15 protein-coding genes and 2 pseudogenes are annotated in these 17,339 nt (G+C 66.5%); 3 read left to right on the plus strand and 14 right to left on the minus strand.

Annotated features, from left to right (window positions below; translation table 11 throughout):
- The 8 genes from NM2_RS41110 to dnaK are packed head-to-tail and all read right to left on the minus strand — an operon-like array spanning position 1 to position 8,642.
- On the minus strand, positions 1-1,650 hold the full coding sequence (locus NM2_RS41110) for an FAD-dependent oxidoreductase (protein ID WP_157121729.1): 1,650 nt from the start codon (positions 1,648-1,650) through the stop codon (positions 1-3).
- A complete protein-coding gene (locus NM2_RS41115) occupies positions 1,650-1,916 on the minus strand; it encodes a UBP-type zinc finger domain-containing protein (RefSeq protein WP_067681557.1) in 267 nt (88 codons plus the stop codon). The genes NM2_RS41110 and NM2_RS41115 overlap by 1 nt, the downstream gene beginning before the upstream one ends.
- The gene (locus NM2_RS41120; protein ID WP_067681560.1) at positions 1,913-2,365 is read right to left on the minus strand and encodes a thioredoxin family protein; all 453 of its coding nucleotides are present in this window, start codon (positions 2,363-2,365) and stop codon (positions 1,913-1,915) included. Before NM2_RS41120 ends, NM2_RS41115 begins: the two co-directional genes overlap by 4 nt.
- Before the next feature lie 15 nt (positions 2,366-2,380).
- Positions 2,381-5,011 (minus strand): ATP-dependent chaperone ClpB, encoded by a 2,631-nt coding sequence (gene clpB / locus NM2_RS41125; RefSeq protein WP_067681563.1) that lies wholly within the window; start codon positions 5,009-5,011, stop codon positions 2,381-2,383.
- The gene (locus tag NM2_RS41130) at positions 4,993-5,313 is read right to left on the minus strand and encodes a chaperone modulator CbpM (protein WP_067681566.1); all 321 of its coding nucleotides are present in this window, start codon (positions 5,311-5,313) and stop codon (positions 4,993-4,995) included. Before NM2_RS41130 ends, clpB begins: the two co-directional genes overlap by 19 nt.
- Positions 5,310-6,230, minus strand: coding sequence for a DnaJ C-terminal domain-containing protein (locus NM2_RS41135; RefSeq protein ID WP_067681569.1), 921 nt, complete (start codon positions 6,228-6,230; stop codon positions 5,310-5,312). The genes NM2_RS41130 and NM2_RS41135 overlap by 4 nt, the downstream gene beginning before the upstream one ends.
- 6 nt (positions 6,231-6,236) lie before the next feature.
- Positions 6,237-6,734 carry a nucleotide exchange factor GrpE gene (locus NM2_RS41140; protein ID WP_067681572.1) on the minus strand — a complete coding sequence of 166 codons (498 nt, stop codon included), beginning with the start codon at positions 6,732-6,734 and terminating at the stop codon, positions 6,237-6,239.
- A gap of 9 nt (positions 6,735-6,743) precedes the next feature.
- Positions 6,744-8,642: a molecular chaperone DnaK gene (gene dnaK / locus NM2_RS41145; protein WP_067681575.1), complete on the minus strand. Its 1,899-nt coding sequence runs from the start codon at positions 8,640-8,642 to the stop codon at positions 6,744-6,746.
- Between the two features lie 376 nt (positions 8,643-9,018).
- On the opposite strand from dnaK, the gene NM2_RS50495 reads away from it, so the two are divergent.
- On the plus strand, positions 9,019-9,678 hold the full coding sequence (locus NM2_RS50495) for a hypothetical protein (protein ID WP_067681578.1): 660 nt from the start codon (positions 9,019-9,021) through the stop codon (positions 9,676-9,678).
- A gap of 11 nt (positions 9,679-9,689) precedes the next feature.
- Here NM2_RS50495 and NM2_RS48320 read toward each other — a convergent pair.
- Positions 9,690-9,959 (minus strand): annotated as a pseudogene (locus tag NM2_RS48320) (helix-turn-helix domain-containing protein); the annotation flags it as partial.
- A 10-nt stretch (positions 9,960-9,969) separates the two neighbouring features.
- Positions 9,970-11,172 carry an MFS transporter gene (locus tag NM2_RS41155; protein WP_067681581.1) on the minus strand — a complete coding sequence of 401 codons (1,203 nt, stop codon included), beginning with the start codon at positions 11,170-11,172 and terminating at the stop codon, positions 9,970-9,972.
- A gap of 81 nt (positions 11,173-11,253) precedes the next feature.
- Between NM2_RS41155 and NM2_RS41160 the strand changes: the two genes are divergently transcribed.
- Positions 11,254-11,595, plus strand: a complete 342-nt coding sequence (locus NM2_RS41160) for an ArsR/SmtB family transcription factor (protein ID WP_067681584.1) — start codon at positions 11,254-11,256, stop codon at positions 11,593-11,595.
- Between the two features lie 191 nt (positions 11,596-11,786).
- Here the strand turns inward: NM2_RS41160 and NM2_RS41165 are convergent, their stop codons facing one another.
- Positions 11,787-12,254: a CinA family protein gene (locus NM2_RS41165; RefSeq protein ID WP_067681586.1), complete on the minus strand. Its 468-nt coding sequence runs from the start codon at positions 12,252-12,254 to the stop codon at positions 11,787-11,789.
- A gap of 363 nt (positions 12,255-12,617) precedes the next feature.
- Here NM2_RS41165 and NM2_RS41170 point away from each other — a divergent pair, with 363 nt between their 5' ends.
- Entirely contained in the window at positions 12,618-14,084 is a 1,467-nt protein-coding gene (locus NM2_RS41170) for an aminotransferase class I/II-fold pyridoxal phosphate-dependent enzyme (RefSeq protein ID WP_067681589.1), read from the plus strand.
- A 406-nt stretch (positions 14,085-14,490) separates the two neighbouring features.
- Here NM2_RS41170 and NM2_RS41175 read toward each other — a convergent pair whose 3' ends face one another.
- The 3 genes and pseudogenes from NM2_RS41175 to NM2_RS52225 all read right to left on the minus strand — a co-directional run.
- A complete protein-coding gene (locus NM2_RS41175) occupies positions 14,491-14,937 on the minus strand; it encodes a CBS domain-containing protein (RefSeq protein ID WP_218026096.1) in 447 nt (148 codons plus the stop codon).
- A 576-nt stretch (positions 14,938-15,513) separates the two neighbouring features.
- The gene (locus tag NM2_RS41180; protein WP_067681592.1) at positions 15,514-17,040 is read right to left on the minus strand and encodes an FAD-dependent oxidoreductase; all 1,527 of its coding nucleotides are present in this window, start codon (positions 17,038-17,040) and stop codon (positions 15,514-15,516) included.
- Positions 17,037-17,315 (minus strand): annotated as a pseudogene (locus tag NM2_RS52225) (hypothetical protein); the annotation flags it as partial. The gene NM2_RS41180 and the pseudogene NM2_RS52225, both read right to left, overlap by 4 nt.
- Between the last annotated feature and the right edge of the window lie 24 nt (positions 17,316-17,339).

The raw sequence follows: 17,339 nt of genomic DNA on the forward strand, positions 1-17,339 counted from the left end.
TCAGCTCCTCTCGAAGTATTCGTGAATATGGCGCACCGCCATCGCACCTTCACCGACGGCGGACGCGACTCGTTTGACCGAGCCACTGCGGACATCGCCCACCGCGAAGACGCCGGGTCTGCTTGTTTCGAGCGGTAGCGGCCGACGGCCGGAATCGCGCTGCTGCTCGGTCGGGTACACCGCGTCCGGGCCCGTACGGACAAAGCCGTGCGCATCGAGCACGACTGTCTCCCCCAACCACCCGGTGTGCGGGATTGCCCCGATGAATACGAACAAGGCGCGCACCGCGAGCTGGTCTCGCTCCCCGGTGCGATTGTTCTCGACCGCTATTGCTTCGAGTTCGCTGACGCCGATGATCTCGCTCACCTCGGTGTTGCGGTGCACCGTCACACGCGGGTGCTGCTCGATCTGCTCGACCAGGTACCGGGACATGCTCTTGCCGAGATCGCCGCCACGGATGAGTAGGTGCACGTGTTCGACGCGACCGGCGAGAAACACCGTGGCCTGTCCGGCGGAGTTACCGCCGCCGACGATGGCTACCGGGTCCACGCCGCACATCGCTGCCTCTTGATGGGTCGCGGCGTAGTACACCCCGGTGCCCTCGAAACGCTCGATTCCGGTCACGTCGAGTCTGCGATAGCGGGCGCCGGTGGCCAGGACGACGGTGCGGCCGAGGATCGCGCCGCCCTCGGCCAGTCGCAGCAGATGGTGTCCGTCGTCGGCTTCCAGCCCGACTACTTGCGCGGACACCAGCAATCGAGCGCCGAACTTTCCAGCCTGGATGACCGCGCGCTCGGCCAGCTCGGTGCCGGAGATCCCCGCCGGAAAGCCCAGATAGTTCTCGATCCGCGAGGACGTGCCTGCCTGCCCGCCGGCCGCGATCGCCTCCAGCACCGAGGTGTCGAGCCCGTCCGATGCGCCGTACACCGAGGCGGCCAGGCCGGCCGGGCCGGCACCCACCACGACGAGGTCGCACACTTCGCGTGCCGTGGTCGGTACCGGTAGGCCGATGAGGTGCCCCAATTCGGCATTCGTCGGATTGCGCAGCACCCGCTCGCCCCGCCAGATGACGACCGGGGTGTCCTCGGGTGCGACACCGAGATCACGCAGGAGTTGTTCGGCCCTCCTGTCGCGCTCGAGGTCGATCCAGGTGTGCGGCAATCGGTTTCGCACCGCGAACTCGCGTAGCCGCCGGGTGTCGGGCGAGTAGCAGGAACCGATGATTCGGAACCCGGAGACGATATCGAGCAGCCGGCAGCGCCGGAGCAGATACGCGCGCAGAATCAGGTCGCTGAGCATCGGGTCGTGTTCGACCAGCGCGCGTATCCGCTGGACCGGGACGACCAGCACCTCGCCGTCTTCGGTCATTTCCGCGCTGTAGAACGCGACCTGGCCTTCCAGCAGGCCCAGCTCGCCGAGGAATCGGCGGGGCCCGTGGATGCGCAGCACCCGGCGTTGCCCGCCATCGTCGTCGACGATGGCGACGGTGCCGGACAGGATCACGAAGAACTCGTCGCTCGGCGCACCGGCGCGAACCAATATCTCTCCGGCGCGCACGACTCGCCGGGCGCCGCCGACGGCGAGCGTCGCCACCTGCGCATCCGACAATCGCGGATATGCGCCGACATCGTCGGGGGTTTCGACGTTCATCAGACGAAGTTCTGGTGGACGTAGCACCAGCGCCAATTCTCGCCGGGTTCCATCGATTGGACGATGGGGTGGCCGGTCCCGGCGGCGTGGGCTCGCGCGTGCCGCATCGGGGACGAGTCGCAGCACCCGACGTGCCCGCAGGTCAGGCACAGCCGCAGATGCAGCCATGGCGTGCCGAGCCGAAGACACTCCTCGCAGCCCTGTGGTGTCCGCGGCGCCACCGGCCGGATCGCAGCGACGTGGGGATCGGTATGGGTGGAGGTCATGCGGTCACCCCCTTATCCGCTCGATTGGACAGGGCCTGGTCCAGCCATCTCCGCAGTTCCGGTATCGGAGCAGCGCCCGCCTGCCGGGCCAGCGCCTCGCCGCGGTCGAGCACGAGCAAGGTCGGCACCGCCCGCACGACCAACCGCTCGGCGGTACGCGGTGCGGCATCGATGTCGACCTTGACCAGCTTCAACCGACCTGCCCGTTCGGTCGCGAGCTGTTCGAGTGCCGGGCTGACCATCAGGCAGGGCCGGCACCAGGTCGCCCACAGGTCGACCAGGACTGGCACCGAAGAGTTTCGGGTCACCTCGGCGAAGTCGTCGTCGTCGGCCGCGACGATCCACGGCAGCGGTCTGTGGCAGTTGCCGCAGCGCGGTGTGCCTTCCGCCGCGGCCGCAACCCGATTGAACTTCCCGCAGTTGGGGCATTTGATCTTCGCGGTTTCCATGGTCGTACCTCGTTTTCATGCCGCGATCGCGGCCGCGGTGTACGCGACCGCGAGATCGGCACCGTCCACGGTGACGGTGACGGCGCCGCCCTGACCGATGTCGCCGCGCATGAGCGCCCGGCCGATCTTCGTCTCGACTTCGTGCGCGATGTAGCGGCGCAACGGCCGCGCACCGTAGACAGGATCGAATCCGTGCTGGGCGATGAGCCTGCGCGCCTGCGGGGTGATATCGAGGCTGATCTGCCGTTCCGCCAGCCGACGTCGGAGTTCTTCGAGTTGTAGCTCGACGATGTGCTCGATCTGCGGCAGCGTCAGCGGCGTGAACAGCACGATGTCATCGACGCGGTTGAGGAACTCGGGGCGGAAGTGCCCCCGTAGCTCGGCGAGCACCCGATCCCGTGCGTCCGGCTTGATTTCGCCGTGGGCGGTGACACCGTCGAGTAGGTGCTGGGAGCCGATATTCGAGGTCATGATCACCACGGTGTTGCGGAAATCGACTTGTCGGCCTTGCGAATCGGTGATCCGACCGTCGTCGAGCACCTGTAACAGGGTATTGAACACGTCGGCATGCGCCTTCTCGATCTCGTCGAACAACACCACCGAGTACGGCTTGCGGCGCACGGCCTCGGTGAGCTGCCCGCCCTCGTCATAACCGACGTAGCCGGGAGGCGCACCGATCAACCTGCTGACCGTATGCCGCTCCTGGTACTCGCTCATGTCCAGGCGCACCATATTGTCTTCGCTGTCGAAAAGCGCCGCGGCCAAGGTCTTCGCGAGTTCGGTCTTGCCGACGCCGGTGGGTCCGAGGAAGATGAACGATCCGATCGGCCTGCGTGGGTCGCGGATGCCCGACCGGGCCCGGATCACCGCGTCCGCGACGAGTTGCACTGCCTCCTCCTGCCCGACCACCCGCTCGTGCAGGATTTCATCGAGCCGTAGCAACTTTTCCCGCTCGCCCTCCTGTAGCCGGGCTACCGGGATTCCGGTCCACGCGGCGACGATTTCGGCGATCTCGTCCTCGGTGACAACCTCGCGCAGCAGCGGCTGCTTACCCTGCTTGGACCGCAATTGTTCCTCTGCCGCTTGCAGATTGCGTTCCAGGTTGGTGATCTCGCCGTAGCGCAACTCGGCCGCGCGGTTGAGGTCGTAATTGCGTTCGGCCTCTTCGGCTTCGTGGCGCAGTCGCTCGAGTTGTCCGCGCAATTCCTGCACCCGCCGGATCGCCTGCCGTTCGGCCTCCCATTGGGCGTGCCTCGAGTCGGCCTCGGCCCGAAGATCGGCGAGTTCTTTTCGAAGCTCCTCGAGGCGAGCCTTGCTGGCCGCGTCGGTCTCCTTGGACAGGGCCGCCTCTTCGATCTCGAGCCGGGTCACCTTTCTGGTGAGTTCGTCGAGTTCGGCTGGCATGGAGTCGATTTCGGTGCGCAGCCGAGCACATGCCTCATCGACCAGGTCGATGGCTTTGTCCGGCAGGAAGCGGTCGGTGATGTAGCGATGCGACAGTGTCGCGGCCGCTACCAGCGCGCCGTCCTGGATCTTCACGCCGTGGAAGACCTCGAGCCGTTCGCGCAGGCCGCGCAGGATGGACACCGCGTCCTCCACGCTGGGCTCGTCCACCAGCACAGTCTGGAATCGACGTTCCAGTGCCGCATCGGATTCGATGTGCTTGCGGTACTCGTCCAGGGTGGTGGCCCCGATCATGTGCAGCTCGCCGCGGGCGAGCATCGGCTTGAGCATATTGCCCGCGTCGAGGGATCCTTCACCGCCGACCGATCCGGCACCGACCACGGTATGCAGCTCGTCGACGAAGAGCAGTATGCGGCCCTCGGCCGCCTTCACCTCCGACAACACGGCTTGCAGACGCTCCTCGAACTCGCCTCGATATTTCGCCCCCGCGACCAGCGAACCCATATCGAGGGAGAAGATCGTTTTGTCGCGCAGGCCTTCCGGCACATCGCCACGGACGATGCGCTGGGCCAGGCCCTCCACGATCGCGGTCTTGCCGACGCCGGGATCGCCGATCAATACCGGATTGTTCTTGGTCTTTCTGCTCAAAATCTGCGTCACCCTGCGGATCTCGGCGTCTCGGCCGATGACCGGGTCCAGCTTTCCCGCGTTTGCTTCGGCGACGAGGTCGCGGCCGTATTTCTCCAGTGCCTCGTAAGCGCCCTCCGGGGTCGCCGAGGTCACTCGCTGATTGCCACGAACCGTGGTGAGCGCCTGCAGGAACGACTCTCTGGTGATGCCCTGACCCGCGAGGATCCGGCCCGCCGCAGTGCCCGTTCCCTCTTCGGCCAGCGCCATTACCAGGTGCTCCACCGAAACGTAGGAGTCCTTGAGCCGCTTGGCTTCTCGTTCGGCCGATTCGAGCAGTGCCGCCAATCGCTGGGTGACCATCACCTGCCCCGGCGCGGCACCCGGACCACTGACCTTGGGCCGGCGGGCCAACTCGCGATCCAGGTCGGCGCGCAACGCGTCGAGATCCGCACCCGCTTGGTCGAGCAGCCGGGGCACCAGCCCGTCGCGCTGGTCGATCAAGGCGAGCAGCAGATGCTCGCCGTCCACCTCGCTGTGCCCCGATCGCGTCGCCACGTTCTGCGCTTCGCTCAAGGCTTCCCGAGATTTCTCCGTCAGCTTGCTGGTGTCCATCGCGACGTCCTCCTTCGACGAGGATCGGCTTCGAGTTCTTCGATTCGCTTCAGCAGATCGAGCACCAACCCGATTGCCGCATAGTTCAATCCGAGCCCGGACCGCAAGCGCTGAATTCGGGCGACAACCGCCACCGCGGACGGCTCGAAGCAAAGTTCGGTACCTTCGCGGGCACAGTCGAGCAGTCCGAGCGCGACCAATCTGCGCACCATGTCCGGATGCAGACCGGACCGCCGCGAAAACTCGTCGAGCCGCAGCCCCGGTCGCCGCACGAGCAGGTATCGCGGTGTGGGCGCACTCATTGCTCTCTCCTCGGATCAAAACTGGATTCGGCGGCCAACTGCTCGAACAACTCCCGTTCCCGCGCGGTCGGTTTCGACGGCACCATGACCTTGACCTCGGCGTACAGGTTGCCGTCGGTCCCGCGAGCGTTGGGCATGCCCGCGCCACGCAATCGCAGCTTGCGCCCGGTCGAGGAGCCAGGCGCCACTTTGACTTTCGCCTCGCCGCTCGGAGTGGGAACCGCGACGGTGGCGCCGAGCACCGCCTCCCACGGGGAGACGGGCAGGTCGACGTAGATGTCGCGGCCGACCAACCGGAAGCGCGGATGCGGCTTGATGCGCACGACCAGATAGAGATCTCCGGCAGGCGCGTCACCACTGCCTCTGCCGCCCTGCCCGGCCAGCCGGATCCGCTGGCCATCGATCACCCCGGCCGGGATATCGACGTCATAGCTGCGCCCGTCGAGGCCGAGCCTGCGCTTGCCGCCGCGGTATGCCTCCTCGACGCTCAGCTCCAGGACCGCCTCCTGATCGGCACCCGGAATCGGTCCGTATCCGCCGCGGCGGCCACCGAAGATATCGCCGAATATGTCGCCGACGTCGACGTTGCCGTCGAAACCGCGACCGAAGTGCACCCGGGTCCCGCCACCGAAACCACCTCTGCCGCCACCGAACCCGCCGGTGGCCGCGCCGACCCGCTCGTCGTAATCCTCCGGCACCCGCCGGAAGTCCGCACCGAAGCGGTCGTAACGACTCCTCGTCGACGGATCGGACAGCACCTCGTACGCCTCGCTGACCTCCTTGAACCGATCCTCCGCCGCCGGATCGGAATTCACATCCGGGTGATATCGCCGCGCCAGCTTGCGATATGCCTGCTGAATCTGGTCCTTGTCGGCGTCACGGGAAACCCCGAGGACCTCGTAGTAGTCGCGCGCCACCGACGCTCACCCCTCGCGTCTGCTGACGATCACGGCCGCCGGACGCAGCTGCCGTCCGTTCTCGCCGTATCCGGGGCGAACCACCTCGACCACGGTCCCCGACGGGAAATCGGGCCGGTCGACCACGCCGACCACCTCGTGCATTTCCGGGGAGAACGGCACCCCCACCTCCGAATGCCTTGGGTAGCCAAGCTGTTCGAGTACCTGCACCGCTTGGTCCCGGATCGCGCGGACGCCCGCGACGAGTGGATCCGCCTCGCCGTTCGCGTGCGCCAGCGCCAGTTCCAAGTTGTCCAGCATCGGTAGCCAGGCGGCCGCCACCTTCGATCGTTCGGCCGCGCGCTCTCGATCGAGATCTCTGGCATAGCGCTTGCGTACATTGTCCAGATCGGCGGCCGTGCGGCGCCAGCGATCTTCCAGCTCAGCTATCTGGGCGTCGGGCTGGTCCTTGCCCGCGCCCGGATCAGGTGCATCGGCAGTCGACTGGTCTGCGGAGGTATCCATCAAATCCCCTCAACTCCGGTCGAACTCGGCGTCTATCACGTCGTCGTCACCGGGTGAGCCCGCGCCCCCGCCCGTACCGGCGGTGCCCGCGTAACTCGATTGTCGGTCGCCACCGGATTGCGCGTTCTGCAACCCGTACTGCAATTGCTGCAGTTCCGACGTGAGCGACTGCACCCGATCCAGTGGCGCTTCTTCTTTGACGGCCTGCCTGGCGTCGGCGATCAGCATCTCAGCGCGTGCCCGCTCGTGCGGCGGCGCGCTGTCACCGAGCTCGGCCAGGCGGCGCTCCACCTGGTACGCGGCCGAATCCAGCGCGTTGCGGGCATCGACGGCCTTGCGCAGTTCCTCGTCTTCGCGGCGGTGCTGCTCGGCCTCGGCGAGCATCCGGTCCACCTCACTCTGGTCCAGATTGGACTGCTCGCTGATCGTGATGCTCTGCTCTTTGCCGGTGTCCTTGTCGCGCGCGGTGACATTGAGGATGCCGTTGGCGTCGATGTCGAAGGTGACCTCGACCTGCGCCTGGCCGCGTGGCGCCGGCCGGATGTCCTCCAGCCGGAACCGGCCGAGCACGCGGTTGTCGGAAGCGCGCTCGCGTTCGCCCTGCAGCACCACCACATCGACAGCGCGCTGGTTGTCCTCCGCGGTGGAGAAGACTTCGCTGCGCCGGGCCGGGATGGTGGTATTGCGCTCGATGATCTTCGTCATCACCCCGCCCTGAGTCTCCACGCCGAGCGACAGCGGCGTGACGTCCAGCAGCAGCACATCGGAGACCTCGCCCTTGAGCACGCCCGCCTGGACCGCCGCGCCGAGCGCGACGACCTCGTCGGGGTTGACGCTCATATTCGGATCCTTGCCGCCGGTCAGCCGGCGCACCAGCGCCTGTACCGCCGGGATGCGGGTGGATCCGCCGACCAGGATCACCTCATCGATGTCGTGGGCGGTGATCTTGGCGTCCTTCATGGCCTGCTCCACCGGGCCGAGGCAGCGCTGCACCAGATCCGCGGTCAAGTCCTCGAACTTCGAGCGCATGATCGTGGTGGTGAGGTGCTTGGGTCCGTTCGCGTCGGCGGTGACGAACGGCAGATTCACCTGCGTCTGGGTCACCGAGGACAGCTCGACCTTGGCCTTCTCCGCTGCCTCGAAAAGTCGTTGCAGCGCTTGCGGATCGGCACGCAGGTCGATGTGCTGTTCGCGCTGGAATTCGTCGGCGAGATAGTCGACGATGCGCCGGTCGAAGTCGTCGCCGCCCAGATGGGAATCACCCGCGGTGGAGCGGACCTCGACCACTCCGTCACCGACGTCGAGCAGGCTGACATCGAAGGTGCCACCGCCGAGATCGAATACGAGCACTGTCTCGTGGGTCTGCTTGTCCAATCCGTACGCCAACGCGGCGGCAGTCGGCTCGTTGATGATGCGCAGGACGTCGAGCCCCGCGATCCGGCCCGCGTCCTTGGTGGCATTGCGCTGTGCGTCGTTGAAGTAGGCGGGCACGGTGATCACCGCTTCTTTGACCCGCTCCCCGAGATATTTGCTCGCGTCATCGACCAGCTTGCGCAACACCAGCGCGCTGATCTCCTCGGGCGCGTACTTCTTGCCTCGCACATCGAATCGGGCAACCCCGCCCTCGCCCTCGACGACGTCGAAGCTCACCGCCTTGGCTTCCTCCGATATTTCGTCGAAGTGGCGGCCGATGAATCGCTTCGCCGAATAGATCGTGCCCTTCGGATTCAAAATCGACTGTCTGCGGGCAAGCTGACCGACAAGCCGCTCACCACTTTCGGTGAACGCAACCACCGATGGTGTGGTGCGCGCGCCCTCGGCATTGGCGATCACCACCGGCTCGCCGCCCTGCCAGCTCGCGATGACAGAATTCGTCGTCCCCAGATCGATTCCTACAGCAGTGGCCATATCAATTCCTTCGGATCGGCGCGACCGGCCGGCCGCCGGATATTCGACACCGGCAATCCTTCCGGTCACATCAAAGGCACGACACGGTCCGGCAAGGTGAAAAACGCGAAACCGATTGGTCCTGCCGGAGCAGGGACGATCACTGTGGATTGCGACGGGGCGGGTGATCGGCACCATCCGTGAACTGGAATAGCCGCCGCTCGGGTGCGGGAGTCTTCTATCATTGGTGCGGTCTGGTGGTCACCCGGCCGGTGTGGCTGGTCGCCAGGTGCGAGCGCGATGGTGGCGCCTCTACCCACCGATTGCCTGTGTGGGGAGGCGGCAGGTTCACGGATTGTTTTTCGGTGGTTCGTTCTCACCCTCGAGGAGTTCGATCATGACCGTCAAGAGCAAACCGTCGCAGGAATGGACGCTCGATAACAGAGGTACCGCGTGGGCATATCTGGTCGAAGGGACCCGGGTGACCGCACCGGTGATCCTGGTCGCCGACCGTGACAAAGACAGCACATCCCTGGAAGCCTTCGCCGACACGGTGAACAGTCCTGACTACCCGTTCGGGTCCATGCTGGCCCGGCGCGGCAAGGACGTCATCCTCGTCGGCTACGAGGCCGATGCGGACTGGAGCACCGCGGTCGGCACGGTCAGATCAGCGGTCATGGAGACCAAACGGCGCTGCCCCGGTGAGCAGCGCGTCGTCCTGGGCGGTTCCGGATGGTCGGCATTGCTGGCGCGGTACGTACTGGCGGATCTGGAATACGGGGGATTGGACCACCGCGTGGGTGTCTACTTCTGTCTCGACAGCACCAAGCCGACTCCGGCCGAACAGGCCGAACTCTTCGATGTCGGCAACATGCCCCTGCTGCCCAGAAGCCTGAAGATCACCACCGACGGCTTTGCCGACCTGGAAGAGCTCACCGCGCACGACGATCCGGGCCTGTCGATGTTCGATGACGCGCTGTATGCATCCGCATCGCCCGCGAATTCCTCGTGGATGACCGAAGAACAGGGCCGGTGGCTGCTGGACCGGCTGCCCTGATATCCGAGGGTGATGCGGGCCGCTGACCACTTGTGCTCACGTCGCATGGCCTCGATCCGGTTGATCACCTCGGTCGGTGTCGCCGTCGGTTGACGGTGCGGGGTTGAGGAACGATCCAGCAGTCCGAGGTCCCCGAGTTCGCGGTAGCGGTTCACCCACTTCGAGGCCGTGGCTCGCGAGATTCCCATCTCGGCGGCAACATGCGCGATCGGTCGCGTGCGACATCGCTCGACAAGCCGTCGGCGTCCCTCCGGCGAGAGAGGGGCATTGCGGTGCGTCATCGACCTGCTCTTACTCTCCGGAGTTGCGTCGGTAGCTCGCGAACCCCAGAGCAAGCGCAAGCGCACCGAGCATTCCGGCGAGGGTGATGGCGGCCGGCGGCATGCCCCACTGGCCGACCGCGAAGCCGGTCGCGACCGTGAGGATGGCGGCAGGCACGTAGGCACTGATGTTCAGTGCGGCGTTGGCTTCTGCCCGGCGGTCGGTGTCGACGTGGTGTGCGATGAGCCGGAGTCCGCCGAGCTGGCCGAGGCCCTGCCCGATGCCGGCGAAGACCGCTGCGGCGACGAAGAGCCACGGGGCCTTTGTCGCGACGGTCAGGGCGACCGCGGCCATCGCGAGGACGGTGCCCGCGGTCCCGAGGGCGAAGAGCCGGTGGGCTGGCAGTCTCGTGAGCGCAAGCTGCGATCCGGTTGCCGCCAGGAACATCACACAAGCCGCTCCGCCCGCCAGCAGTGGCGAGGTGTTCCCGACGACGAGGATCAGCAGGGACGGGCCGAGCGAGAGGACGAACGACGTCGCGGTGAGACCGGGTGCGAAGACCGCAGCGCCGCTCGAGACGTGCCTGCGGTGCAGCTCGGGGACGTTGGGAATTCGCGGCCACGGGAATCCGGCGGCCGGGGTGGACCGCGCCAACGGCAGGCCGACGTACCCGCCGAGCGCGAAGAGCAGCAGCACGACGTAGATGCTGAACACCGGGATGACCGGTGACTGCGTGAGCTGATAGACGACTCCTCCGAGGAGCGGGCCGAGGCCAGCGCCGAAGACCATCGCGATCGAGGCGATCATCGAGGTCAGGTGCCGGCGATGCTCGCCGCCCAGGTCGACGACGGCGGCCATGCCCGCCGAGACGACAACGCCGACCGCGATCCCCACCAAGAATCGCGCGATGAGCAGGACCGCGACGCTTCCGGCGACCATGAACAGAACCGCTGAGGCCAGTGCCACCAGGATCCCCGGCACCACCACAGCCCTGCGGCCGTAGAGATCGGCGGCGCGACCGGCCACCAGCAGGGCCGCGACGAGTCCGACGATGTAGACGGCGAAGATCACCGTCAGCGTCCCGGAGGAGAACCCGATCCTCCCCTGCCAGTGCACGTACAGCGGGGTCGGCGAGTTCGATAGTGCGAAGACGGCGGTCACCGCCCAAGCCGCGCGCGATATCTGCCAGGCGGTAGCGGCCCGGGGTTGGACTGGAGTTGTTTGTGTCGTCATCACCGTCTCCTTGTACGAGTATTTTCGTACAAGGAAGGTAGCAGTACGAGAATTTTCGTACAAATTGGTAGGCTGATCCGTATGGATGCTGTCGACGCTGTTGAGCTGCCGCCCCTCTTGCCAGAGCCCGCCGTGAGCGACCTGCGCCTCGAGGTGGTGATGGCGGCGCTGTCCGAGCCCTTGCGCATGACGATCGCCCGCAAGTTGCTGCTCGAGTCAGATGAGTTCGACCACCCGTGTGGATGGTTCGGGTTCGACCGCCCCAAGTCGAGCCTCACCCACCACTTCAAGGTGCTGCGCGAAGCGGGCGTCATCCATCAGCGGCAATATGGGCTCGAACGGCGCAGCCGACTCAGGGTCGACGACCTGAATGACCGCTTCCCAGGGCTCCTGGACCTGATCGCAGCAACACAATCGCGGTAGCGCCCAACGGACTACGCTCAGGCGAGTCTGCGCCGCCGACGATGCGACCATGAAGCGTCAACAACCCCTTGGCCAGCAACAACTAGGCTGCGTACTCGGCGATTTCGACGGCCGGGTCCGGCCGCATTGCTGCGGGCCAGGGCCATGAGGAACAGATGTCGGGTCCGGGTTTGGCTCGATGGAGCATGCTGTCAGTGCCCGCGGAGTGCTGTGAGCAGCATTTCGAGTGCTACGGCGACGGTGTGCCGCAGTACCGATTCGGGGTCGCCCTCGAACTGTTCGTGCCGTGCACACTGCTCGTCGCCGCTGTCGACTGCCAGCCACACCGACCCCGCCGGCTCACCGTCCTGCGCACCGGGCCCGCCTACGCCCGTCACCGCGACAGCGACGTCCGCGTCGAGCAGAGACCGCACACTCGCGGCCATCGCACGCGCCGAAATCTCCGATACCACAGGAACTTCCGGAACTCCGAGTACCCGCTTCTTGACCTGCTCGCTATAGGCGACCACCGACCCGCGCAACCACTGTGCCGAGTCCGGCGTCGCGCCGAGTGCTGACGCGAGGTTCCCGCAGGTCAACGATTCCGCTACCGCCACCGTGCGCCCAGTTTTTCGCGCGGCCGCGGCCACCGACTTCGCCACCTCGTCGATCTCGGACATCAACTCACCCTATCCCGCGCTCACACGACCGACCCGCGTATCGCGCCGGCGGGCACCTCAGGGTCGCGCCTGTCTCCCGCTGGGAACATGTTGGACATTGCCATTCGCTGAGCGTTGCCGCGGACTTTGCTGCAGCGCGCGGACGCCAGTCGGCCTTGGCACTGGCTGGTGAGCGTCGTCGTGGGCTTGCCGGGTGGGATTGGCTGCGTATGGAAGTGGGATCGGCGGAGGCTGATTGGGGTGTGGTCTGCCGGGTAGAGCGCGGGCGGGCCCGATCGGATCCTCGGTCCGGGCCGACTGGACGTTCGACCGATTTCGACCGTCATCGAAAGGGACACGTTGACCGCGAGTGGGGTGAATGGAATGGCATCGGAGAATCGACAGGCGCGCGCACCGATGCTCGATGCGCTGGCTGAGTACCGGCGATCGGGGCGGTATGGCTTCACTCCTCCCGGCCACCGGCAGGGACGCGGTGCCGACCCACGGGTGCGGGCTGTGCTCGGCGATGCGCTCGGCTGTGATGTGCTGGCCGCGCCGGGGGTGGACGACCGGCTCGCTCGGGGCCATGTCCTCGGTGACGCTGAGGAACTGATGGCCGAGGCTGTCGGCGCGGAGTCGGCCTTCTTCTCGACGTGCGGTAGTTCGCTGTCGGTGAAGGCGGCGATGCTGGCGGTGGCGGGCGGGGACGGCGGCCTGATCCTCGGCCGCGACAGTCACAAATCCGTCATTGCCGGATTGGTGTTCTCCGGTGTGCGGCCCTACTGGGTGTCACCGAAATGGGATGCAGCGCGGCATTTCTCGCATCCGCCATCGCCCGAGGCGGTCCGTGAGGCGTGGGTGCGGCATCCCGAGGCCGCCGGGGCGTTGATCGTCAGCCCCAGCCCGTACGGTACCTGCGCTGATATCGGCGGGATCGCGCGAGTGTGTCACGAACGAGGCAAACCGTTGATCGTTGATGAGGCGTGGGGTGCGCATCTGCCGTTCCATCCGGACCTGCCGCGCTGGGCCATGGACGCGGGCGCGGATGTCTGCGTGGTGAGCGTGCACAAGATGGGTGCCGGGTTCGAGCAGGGCTCGGTCTTTCACGTCCAAGGGGATTTGGTCGATCGGGCTCGCCTGAAGCTGTGCGCTGACCTGCTGATGACGACCAGCCCGAATGTTCTGCTGTATGCCGCGATGGATGGCTGGCGTCGGCAGATGGTCGAGCAGGGGCACGAATTGCTCGGCGCCGCATTGGATATCGCCGACTACGCGCGTAGCGCATTGTCCGCGATCCCTGGGATCACCGTCATGCACAACGAATTGCTCGGCGCGGAGGCCTCACACGAGCTCGATCGGCTCCAGGTGCTGATGGACGTCGCCGCGACCGGCGCGAGCGGCTACCAGGTGGCGGACTGGCTCCGTGACAACCGGCGCCTGGACCTCGGTCACAGCGACCACCGGCGCATTCTGGCCACCCTGTCGATCGCGGATGACAAGACCACCGTGGACACGCTGATCGATGCGGTCACCGCGTGGCGGACACGGCTCACCGGAACCGCTGCTCCCGAGATGAGGTTGCCCGCGCCGCGCGAGCTGGAACTGGAGTCGGTGATGTTGCCGCGCGAGGCGTTCTTCGGTCCCTGCCAGGCGGTGCCGATCGAGCAGGCCCCGGGGCGTATCGCCGCGGAGGAGGTCACCCCGTATCCGCCCGGCATCCCGGTGCTGATTCCCGGTGAACTCATCGACCGAGCGGTCATCGACTATCTGCGCTCGGGCCTGGCAGCGGGCATGAACGTCCCGGATCCGGCCGACCCGCAACTGCACACGTTGCGTGTGGTCGCCCGATGAGCTGGTTGGCAAGCCGAGCGCGTCGATTTCACGGCGACGCGCCGAGGCCGCCCGGCCGGACTCGGCACCGTGACCGCGCGGGCGGGGGATCGGCGGAAACCTTCGCCGGACCGCCCACCGGGTGTCGTGGCGGCTGTCGCGGCGGAATGCGGGTGTAGCGATCAGTACTGCGTTCCGGGTCCGGTTACTGATGTGTTTTGTGTTGTGCCCCAGTGTATTGCGATAGTCGATTCGCGATTCACTGCCCAGCACATTGGCGGAATCACTGTGCGTCGCAACAACTTTCAGGACTGTCATATGAGGTCAGCATGCCCGCCGAGCGTTGGCCGGGCCGCCGTGCCGGTTGTAGTCCTGCGAACGCCCGTGGGCCCGAGGATCGCCCCGTGGGCTCGTGGTCAGCGGGTGTTCATGGGGCCGAGCCGATTTCGGCTTCTCGCGCCGGAATACGGTGCGCCAGTGCACGTGCCAGATCGGCCTCGGCGAGGATGCCTACCAACTTCGTGCCCTCGAGCACCGGGATGCGGGATACCCGGTGTTCGGCCATCGCCTTCAACGCAGTGGTCACGTCGGCATCCGCCTGCACCACATACGGGACGACCCCGACCAGGTCGCCGACGCGCACGGTGAGCGGATCACTCTGCTGTGCAACGACTTTCAACACGATGTCGCGATCTGTCAGCATCCCCATCAGAGTCCCGTTCGCGTCGCAGACCGGCAGAGCGCCATCGTGCGTCGCGGCCAGCTTGCGGGCAGCGTCCACGACCGAGTCGCCGGTATGTGCGCACGCCACGTGAGGTGACATGAGTTCTCGTGCGGTCGTCAAAGTGATGTCCTCCTGCTTTCGTATGGCCATGGGCACGGCACCGGTACTCCGCCGCGCCCGGTAGAGCGGGCTGTCTGGGACCTACCCTGTCTGTTGCAGCGCACACGTCTCTGGCAAAACGTCAGGGCGAGGCGAAACGGTGTGCCCGGGATGCGGTTGCAGCTGTGGTGGGACAAAGGCCGGGGCTCTGTGGCCGCAGCGATCGGTCCGCCGTGCGGCCGTGAGTCCTTGGGCGATATCGAGTGCCTAATGCTTTGGCGGCCAGTCGAGTTCGCGTCATGCTCCCGCGGAGTCGATCAGGCAGGCGCGATCGGCCGGACGTACACCATTCAACGGGGGTTGCTGCCTCGGGCAGCCCTCCGCACGTCCGCGACCTACCCTCGGCTCACGGGACTACACGCTTCGCAAGCGGGCGGTGCCCGGCAATCGGCGGCCTGGGCCTCGGGCGGCCGAATACATACCCGCACAGCTGTCGGTATTTGCGAAATCGGGTAGCCGCAGATCATGGAATTATTGATACTGCTGGCCATCCCGGTACTGGTCGCGGTGGTTCTGTTTCGGCGCAGGAAGGACTACGGGCTGCCGTGACTTCTCGGTCTGTCTTGCTCATCGCTCCGATTTCGGCGCGGCCGCGGTGCTCGAGGAGGTGAGCTGGGGTAGGGAGCGGGTGGCGGGACCTTCCAGGAGTGAGCCATCGGCGGCGAAACGGGAACCGTGCAGTGGGCAGTCCCATGATCGTTCGGCGGGGTTCCAGCGCACGATGCCTGCCAGGTGCGGGCAAACTGCCGAGACGGTGGTGGTCGTGCCATCCACGGTGCTGGTGGCGGCGGGGCACGGCAGATGACGCTCGACCCGACCGGTCCCTTCCCGCGGCGTCGCCGTGTCGGGCGCGGCGCGGGCGGCGCCGAGCCAGCCGGATGAAAACTGCTGAGCGACACCGGCGTTGGCGCGCAGGGCGGCGGGCAGCGATTTCCAGTCGAACAGCCGCCAGGTGGCGAAGGCCTGTGACCAGTCGGGGGTGCGGCCGGTGAGCTGGCCGACGAGCAGGTGCGCGGCGGCGACACCGTTGGTCAGCCCCCACTTGGCGTAGCCGGTGCCCAACAGGATCTCGTCGCGGCCCGGCAGCAGTGAGCCGGCGAAGGGCAGTTCTCCGGTGGGGTGGTAATCCTGCGCGGACCAACTGGTCAGCGGGGTGGCGCCGGGGAACCATTGCGCGGTCCAGGTGATGAGCTCGGCGACGGCCTCGGCGGTGCGGTCCTGGCGACCGACCACGTGGCCATTACCGCCGACCAGCAGGACCTCGCCGTCGGGGTCGGGGATCGAACGTACCGAGCGGGTGGGCTGACCGGCGCTGATGTACATGCCGGACGGGATCGGGTCACTGAGCCGGTACGCGGTCAGATAGGAGCGCTGTGGCACCAGCCGGGCGAAGAAGCCGCCGCGATCCAGAATCGGTGTGCCGGTCGCCAGCACGACCGTGCTCGCGCGGACCACGCCGTGCGCGGTCTCGACGAGCTGCTCATTCCCTGACCCGCTGCTCACTGCACGCACAGGACTGGATTCGTAGATAGGTATGCCGTGGGATTCGACCTCCGCGGCGAGCACGGTCAGCAGCGGCATCGGGTTCACCTGTGACTGATCGCCGAGCCGCACAGCGCCTGCGACCGGGAACGGCGTATCGAGAGTGCCGACGAGTTCCACCGGCAGCCCTGCGGCCCGCAGGACATCGTATTCCCGGCGCACAGCCGCGAGTTCACGATCGGACTGCGCGTAGGTGAACGCGTCGGCATTCTGAATGGCCACATCTCGGCTTTCACAGAACTGCCTGAGCCATTGGTGGGCCTCGTGATTGGCCTGCAGGTACGCGCGCAGCATTCGCTCGGAATGACGGCGGCGGATCTGCTGTGCCCGAACCCCTTGCAGCAGGCTGATTTTGGCGGTGCTCGCACCGGTGGTGCCTGCGCCGATGCGGCCGCTTTCCAGAACCGCGCACTCGACCCCGTGCTCGGCCAGCAGCAATGCGGTGACCAGGCCGGTGAGCCCACCGCCGACAACGAGGACCTCGTACCGCAGGCCGGGAGTGACGTGTAGGCGGACAGGGGTCGGTGTTTCGATCGTCCAGATGGGTGTCATCGTGTGTCTTTCGAATCGTTGCGCTGCCCGGCAGCGCGGCGGCATATGCGGAATTGCGGGCAATGCCCGCTCGGTTCGTCTCGGGTGTCACCGGTTTCGGTGACCGCCTGCGTGCGGGTGTTTCCCGGCTCCTGACGGCCCCAGCCGACGTGGGATTCTGCGCGCATCCGTTCGGCCATGTGCGGGTAGTGCAGTTCGAACGCCGGGCGTTCGGAGCGGATGCGAGGTAGTTCGTAGAAGTTGTGCCGAGGGGGCGGGCTCGATGTGTCCCACTCTTTCCGGAGCGGATCGGGCCCAAG

It is taken from the genome of Nocardia miyunensis NBRC 108239, from assembly GCF_001613065.1.
Lineage (GTDB): Bacteria > Actinomycetota > Actinomycetes > Mycobacteriales > Mycobacteriaceae > Nocardia > Nocardia miyunensis.